A 6,446-nucleotide genomic window follows, 5' to 3' on the forward strand; every position below is an offset into this window, starting at 1 on the left:
TCGCCCAGGTTGCGGCTTCTGGAACTGCCGAAGTCGGGGTGAACGACAGGCTGCCACCGATCGATGCACCACCGAACGAGAAACCGTTGACCGTCAGCGTGTTAAGCTGGCCCGCCATGATAGGAACGAGTTCAAGCGAGGCGAACTCAAAACGACCATTTGGCGCGATCGCCGCAGCTTGGCCATTGAAGAACACCGACGTGAAGTTGGCGTCGGTCAGCGACGACAGCATGCCCGAAGCGATTGAGGTCACCGAGCCGCTGCCCAGACCGTCGGTCGGCAGGGTGAACGTGAAGATTTCAGAGAAGTTGCCCTGGGCAATGTTCTGAACGCCGAACGTGCCGTTGAACGTGCCAGCGCCACCTGCGGTTGCGGTGAAGAAGCCGTTGTTTGCAGTGTTAGCAGCGGTCGCGTTCACAGGGAACACAGCTGCCGAGGCGGGTGCGACACCCGAAACAGTTGCAAGGGCAACGGCAGCGGCAGCAGCAAGGAATTTGTTACGCATTTTTACTCTCCGAGAATGGCGTACGTCGAGGAGCAAGGACCATGCCACGTACGGTTTTTCCCCATTTCTGCGCAACTGAAGGGGGGACATTGTAAGTCTCACTGACAGTCCCGCCTAACCGCGAATGACATGACACCCCCTTGATGCCGAGCGATGCGCCTAGCGCAATCTGACCCGGCACAGTGCCCGTCAACGTGTAAGTCGTATTACCGCGGCCTTGACCTGCGAACGGGTTGGAGAAGGTCGAAATGGTCGAACCCGCAGGAGCCGAAGCGCTGAACGAACTGCCGAATGCGCGGAACGACTGCGCGGCTTCCTTTGCGTAATTGCTGGGCAGTTTGACGAAATCATCAGCGATGCCGCACCCGCGCAAGGTGCCTTCATCGGAACCAGAAGAAATGGGTTGGCGTTCTGCCCGTTGTAGGAGCGCGTTAGACCAGCAGGCACAAGCGATAAACCTGAGTATGCGGGATGGCAGTGACGGACCTGTCACACCGGAAGCAGCGGTAGTGCCTGACGCTATGACAGCCCTGAGAATTAAAACGGTCACGGATTATGTCAGACCAGCCGTCCGTCGCGCCGTTCACTCCATTCTTAGTAGGAGGCATTGGTCGGTGCTGAATGCGGGTTTACACCACGTTTGGCGCAGAAGTCCTATGTTCTACCTTTGTAGCATTACGAAAAGAGTTTTCGCCATGTGGCACGTCAAATATAGGACACAAGCTAGGCCCTGTTGACATAGTCGCTTAGCCCGAGCCTTGCGGCGGCGACCGATAGGAAGCCTAGGGGGGAAGTGGCGGTTTTGTCGTACCGTGTTGCGATACGTCGAGATTGCTTCAGTCGGTTAAATAAACGCTCGACGTGATTGCGATCGCGGTAGCGCCGGAAGTCGCAAACGGGCGGCTCGCGACGGTTCGCTTTTAGCGGGATGATAGGCAGGATGCCGCGGCAAAGCGGATCTTCGCAGACAGCATCAACATCATACCCTTTGTCGACGAGCAGGGCCTTTGGCTTGGCCATTGGAATGTCGAGCAGCGCGGGCACGGCTCGGTAACCGCCAGCGCACGCAGCTCTCGAACGCGATGCGGGCGCCCCTGGCCGAGTTCGGGATTGCGGCGCCGATTGGCAAAAACGCATCGAGCAGGTCATCGAGAACGATCGTGGCATCCTAGCGAGCGCGCGCGAGACCGAGCTTGGTCGCCGACTGATGGAGATACCCGGCGTGGGTCCGCTGCTCGCCAGCGCCATCATTGCCACGGTTCCTGACCCCGCGATCTTCCGCTCGGGCCGCAACCTGGCTGCCTGGATTGGCTTGGTGCCGCGGCAGAACTCGAGCGGCGGAAAGGAGCGGCTTGGCAGCATCACGAAGGCGGGCCACCAATACCTTCGTCAGATGCTGATAGTCGGCGCCATGGCAATCGTGCGCTATGCTGAGCGGAACGGGGCCAAGCGGCCGTGGCTCGTGCAACTACTTGCCAGGCGAAAGGCCAAGGTGGCCGCGGCCGCGCTCGCCAATAAGAACGCCCGCATGATCTGGGTGACGATGGCCAGCGGCGAACGGTATCGCGAGCCGCAGATTGCATAATAGGATACGGTGCGGGAGACCGCACCGGACGAGGCTGGGGGAGGGCGGATAGAAGCTAATGCAACCAGCCGGTTGAACCGTCGGATCGAGAAAACTCACAATAACCCAAGCACCTCGAGTGCGAACTTTTGATCGGGACCCGAACCGCGCGAATGGTATTATGGCCAGCGGCGATATCAGCCGCGCTAACAGGTCGGACACAAGGCCGCACGAACCAGCTTTGCAACGTGACTGTTCGAGCTTGCCAACGGAGGGCCGTCCACACATGGGCCATCCCCGCCCGCTGTGGGAGGCGCTAAGAATGCTGGCCGCGTTACAGATCGCGCTCCGAAACTGGTACGGTTTGAACGAGAGTGGACCTAACTCGTGTTCGGCCAGTTCCCGTTTCGTCACCGTCCAGAGAGCAAATCCATGCGCCTGATCGCAATCGAAGAACACATCCTCCCGCGGGAGGTGCGCGACGCATGGAGCGCCGCGCCGCTGCCGCATGATCCGGTGTCGGCCTTTGCGGATGGCGGCGAGAATGGAGCTCGCCTTGCCGATCTCGGCGAGGGGCGCCTCGCGCTGATGGACGAGCAAGGCGTCGACGTGCAGGTCCTGTCACTCACCACGCCCGGGCTCCATAATCTGGCTCCCGCCGTCGCCGTCGAATTGGCGTACAGCGTAAACGATCGGATCGCCGAGACCTGCGCCCGCCATCCTGATCGCTTTCAAGGGTTCGCGGCGCTGCCGACGCCCGATCCCGAGGCCGCGCCGCGCGAACTCGAGCGCGCTGTCCGTGACCTTGGCCTGAAGGGCGCGCTGCTGTGCGGTCGGACGCGCGACCGACACCTCGACCATTCCTCCTTCCGCCCGATGCTGGCTAAAGCCGCGGAACTGCGCGTGCCGCTCTTCATCCATCCGCAGACCCCGCTGCCTGCGGTACGCGACGCCAATTATTCCGGGATCAACGAGCGCGCCGACCTCGCGCTGGCCGCCTTCGGCCTTGGCTGGCATTATGAGGCGGGGCTGCAATGGGTCCGCATGGCTGCAGCTGGCGTGTTCGATGAACTGCCCGATCTGCAGATCATCCTCGGTCATTGGGGGGAGGTAGTGCTGTTCTATCTCGAGCGAATCTCGACCGTCTTCGAGCGTGCGCTCGACCTGCGTCGTCCGCTCGCAGACTATGCGCGCGGCAATTTGTACGTGACCGGCAGCGGCATGTGGAGCGAGACCTATCTGCAGCGCTGCCTTGAGATCGTCGGGCCCGAGCGGCTGCTGTTCTCGACCGACTTCCCCTATCAATACCGGGAAGGCGGGGCACCGCGCCGCTTCCTCGAGGGCTGCTCGCTTGACGGTGCCGCCCGTGAAGGGTTTGCGCATCGCAATTGGGACCGTCTGACTGGCCACGCCACTTAGCGTCTCGTTGTCGAACGTTTTGTCAAGAAGAGAATGACGGGAGGACAGGGCTATGACACCTACACAGCCCTGCCGACAACACGAATGGATGACCGAAGTTGGAGAGCTAGAAACTGAGGTCGAATGTCCAGCACTGGGTCTTGTCTGCTGCATCCCGGCAAAGCCGCTAGCGTCGAAGGGCGGTCGGTTAAAGTGGCCCATCAGCAGCCTATTTGCGGGCACTAGTATTGTGCGTCGCTAGAGGTATGTAACAATGGGGTATCTTGAAGGTGATCTATCCTCGGGAAATTTCGATTACCACTTCCCGCCCAAGTAATGCCGTATGGCGGTGGAGCGTCGCCATTGGATCGGATCCAAATAACATTGGAAGCTGCGACTCGTAGCGGTAAACTAGCAAAACCTTAAGGGCCTGGACCTGTTGGTCTAACGTCGTGATTCGGACTTTACCCTGGAAAGGTTTGCTGCGGGAGGACAAAGTGCGCGCGGCGTTGCGCATCATCAGCGCGGCGTGGACAGCCAGAAACAATGCCCTTCCGCGCGGGAAAGGTACGTCTCTTCGGCCGAGATAACTAACAATGCTCTCGCCGCCGTATCGGAACAGCTGTGCCAGATCTTTCGGAGCTAACACGACTTTAGCGAGCAAATCGCTATAGGATTGTTTCCGAATAAAACCCAGCCATGAATAAGGGGCATCCTCGTAGAGCATGATGCGATCGAGGATGCCTTTGCTTAAGCAGCCGAAGGCGGCATTTCGGCAGGCGAGATGATCGACATGGTTGCCGATCCCAGCCGGGAAGAAAAACGTCGCAGCAGGGTATCGATCGGCGTAGTTTTGTATGACCTGCACAATATCATCAGTGATTTGGCGATTGTCGTGCCGCGATAACAACGCGAAGGGGAAGGCGCCTCTGAGCAACGCCTCAGGAAGGTCGGCATAGTCAGCTTGCACACCCCCGAACTGCCACGCCGCGCGATCCTCCGCTTTGCGTACTGGGCTGATCGAATCTACAAACGAAGCTTCGGTCTGATTGTTATTTCGGTTAGCCGTAAGGCGCTCGGACGTGAACATGTTTAGGACGATCACGCCGTCCTGACGGGCTGGATCAGCGAGGATACTCCCGCCGCAAGACAAAGCGACATCGTCAGAATGAGGAGAAACATAAATTCGCTTCACGGCAATCTTCTCCACCTGATCCACTCTAAGCACACCAGCGCAAGCCGCTGGACCATCGGGGCGTTGAGCACCTGTTCAACCCTTACCGATAAGTGCTAGCCGTCAGTTTAGGAATGTTGAAACAGAAGGGTGACGGTGCGGTTCCTCTTTACCTGTATACCGGGCCTTGGTCATCTCAACCCGCTTCTTCCAATCGCGTTTGCGCTTAAGAAGGCCGGGCATGAAGTCGCCATCGCCACCGCGCCAATTTTTTCCAAAACGGTGACAAACGTTGGTCTCGAATGCATTCCTGCCGGACTGGACTGGGATGAACGCAGACTTTTGGAAACCATACCCGAGCTGCGCGCAATCACCCCAATTTACCGGGGCGAATGGATGATGAATAACATTTTCCTTAATCGCTCGCCGCACAAAATGATTTCGGATTTGTCCCGCATTGTCCCTGAATGGCGGCCAGACATGATCGTCTCAGGTTCGTTCGAATATGGCGGCGCAGTGGTCGCCGAGAAGCTGGGTCTGCCTTACGCGACTGCCAGTTACACGATCCGGTGGAACCCTTGGATTTTAAAGCACGCGATCGGCCGCGCAATCACGAGGCTGCGCGCCGAGAATGACTTGCCGGCCGATCCTGAGCTCCGAATGTTCGGACGTCATCTAGATCTCTGCCTTGCGCCACCATCGTGGGCGTTTGAGGCAGCTCTGCTACGGCCTGCGCTGACGCAGCTTGTTCGAAGAAAGGTACTTGGCCCCGACCTTCCGCTGCAACAACGTCTATGGGGACTGAAGGCGCTTACGCTGCAGACTATTTTTGGTCGCGCGATGCGGGCGAATCCGAAACATTTGACAGTAGGGGCAACGACACGCTTCATCGGCGAGGTTGTCGGCCTCGACCCTGTTCCACCGCCGCCTGCATGGCTGAAAGCAATGCCGCGCCAGCCAACCGTATTTGTAACCCTCGGCACAGTGCTGAGCGCTGAATATCCTGAGATCTTCGAAAAGTTGCTGACGGGCCTGCGCGATAAGTCCGTCAATCTGGTCATGACGCTGGGCGGCAGAGGCGATTTGTGCCGTTTTGGGCAGCAGCCGCCGAACGTCCGGATCGTAAAGTTCATGACCCAGGACGAGTTGCAAGAGCTGCTGCCGCATGTGGATTTGTCGATTAATCATGCCGGATACAGCTCTGTGATGGAGGTGCTCCTGCATGGCGTACCGCTTGTGCTGCTACCGCTAGTGTCGGATGCCCCCATGAACACGCAAATGTGCAGGTTCAGCGGTGTGACGCCGGAGCTGCCGTCGAGCGTCTGGGGATTGAGCCCTAAAGGACTGCCGATCGTTCGCGCGGAGAAGCTGACCCCGGGGATCCTTACTGAAGCGGCAATGACAGCGCTTTCGAACCCGGCTTATCGGGCTGCGGCAAAAGCCATGCAGCTGGAGCTTGCTGCACGACCGGGGCCAAAGGAAGCAGTGCGCCTTCTGGAGCAAGTCGCCCAAGGGAATAAGATTGACTAGGTCGTATGGGCGGATGAGCACGTCGCTGAGACCTGCAAGCAAACCGGATGAACAAATGGCTAAAACTGCGAGGCACGGCAGGGCACCCGAAAGTCCGAGTGTGGGTCTTCGCGACCGCAAAGCGGACCAGTGGCTAGCGCCCGATTCCGTTGAAGAAGTCGGGTTTGGGCTGCGGGTGGAAGCTGCTTCTTTATCGCGTGAGCGATGTCCGCCGGTTCAGGCGGGTGCCATTTGTACTGGCATCGGGATGAGCTTGGCCATCTTGCGAAGGTTTT

The 6,446-nt window shown here is 58.9% G+C and carries 6 protein-coding genes; 3 read left to right on the forward strand and 3 right to left on the reverse strand.

From position 1 onward, the window contains the following. Both RH91_RS13495 and RH91_RS21695 read right to left on the reverse strand, forming a co-directional pair. A partial coding sequence (locus RH91_RS13495) for a hypothetical protein (RefSeq protein ID WP_037478797.1) occupies positions 1 to 505 on the reverse strand: 505 nt, incomplete at its 3' end. 723 nt (positions 506 to 1,228) lie between these two features. Beyond that, positions 1,229 to 1,549 (reverse strand): transposase, encoded by a 321-nt coding sequence (locus tag RH91_RS21695; protein ID WP_157136930.1) that lies wholly within the window; start codon positions 1,547 to 1,549, stop codon positions 1,229 to 1,231. 163 nt (positions 1,550 to 1,712) lie between these two features. Here RH91_RS21695 and RH91_RS22490 point away from each other — a divergent pair, with 163 nt between their 5' ends. After that, positions 1,713 to 2,090, forward strand: coding sequence for an IS110 family transposase (locus RH91_RS22490; RefSeq protein WP_010163371.1), 378 nt, complete (start codon positions 1,713 to 1,715; stop codon positions 2,088 to 2,090). A 366-nt stretch (positions 2,091 to 2,456) separates the two neighbouring features. Further along, complete coding sequence (locus RH91_RS13505) at positions 2,457 to 3,488, forward strand: amidohydrolase family protein (protein ID WP_198283263.1); 1,032 nt, start codon at positions 2,457 to 2,459, stop codon at positions 3,486 to 3,488. A gap of 274 nt (positions 3,489 to 3,762) precedes the next feature. Here the strand turns inward: RH91_RS13505 and RH91_RS13510 are convergent, their stop codons facing one another. Continuing rightward, positions 3,763 to 4,677 (reverse strand): PIG-L family deacetylase, encoded by a 915-nt coding sequence (locus RH91_RS13510; protein WP_157136932.1) that lies wholly within the window; start codon positions 4,675 to 4,677, stop codon positions 3,763 to 3,765. A gap of 114 nt (positions 4,678 to 4,791) precedes the next feature. On the opposite strand from RH91_RS13510, the gene RH91_RS21265 reads away from it, so the two are divergent. Continuing rightward, positions 4,792 to 6,171: a glycosyltransferase gene (locus RH91_RS21265; RefSeq protein ID WP_157136933.1), complete on the forward strand. Its 1,380-nt coding sequence runs from the start codon at positions 4,792 to 4,794 to the stop codon at positions 6,169 to 6,171. Positions 6,172 to 6,446 lie beyond the last annotated feature (275 nt).

It is taken from the genome of Sphingomonas sp. PAMC 26617 (assembly GCF_000242835.1).
Classification (GTDB): Bacteria; Pseudomonadota; Alphaproteobacteria; order Sphingomonadales; family Sphingomonadaceae; genus Sphingomonas.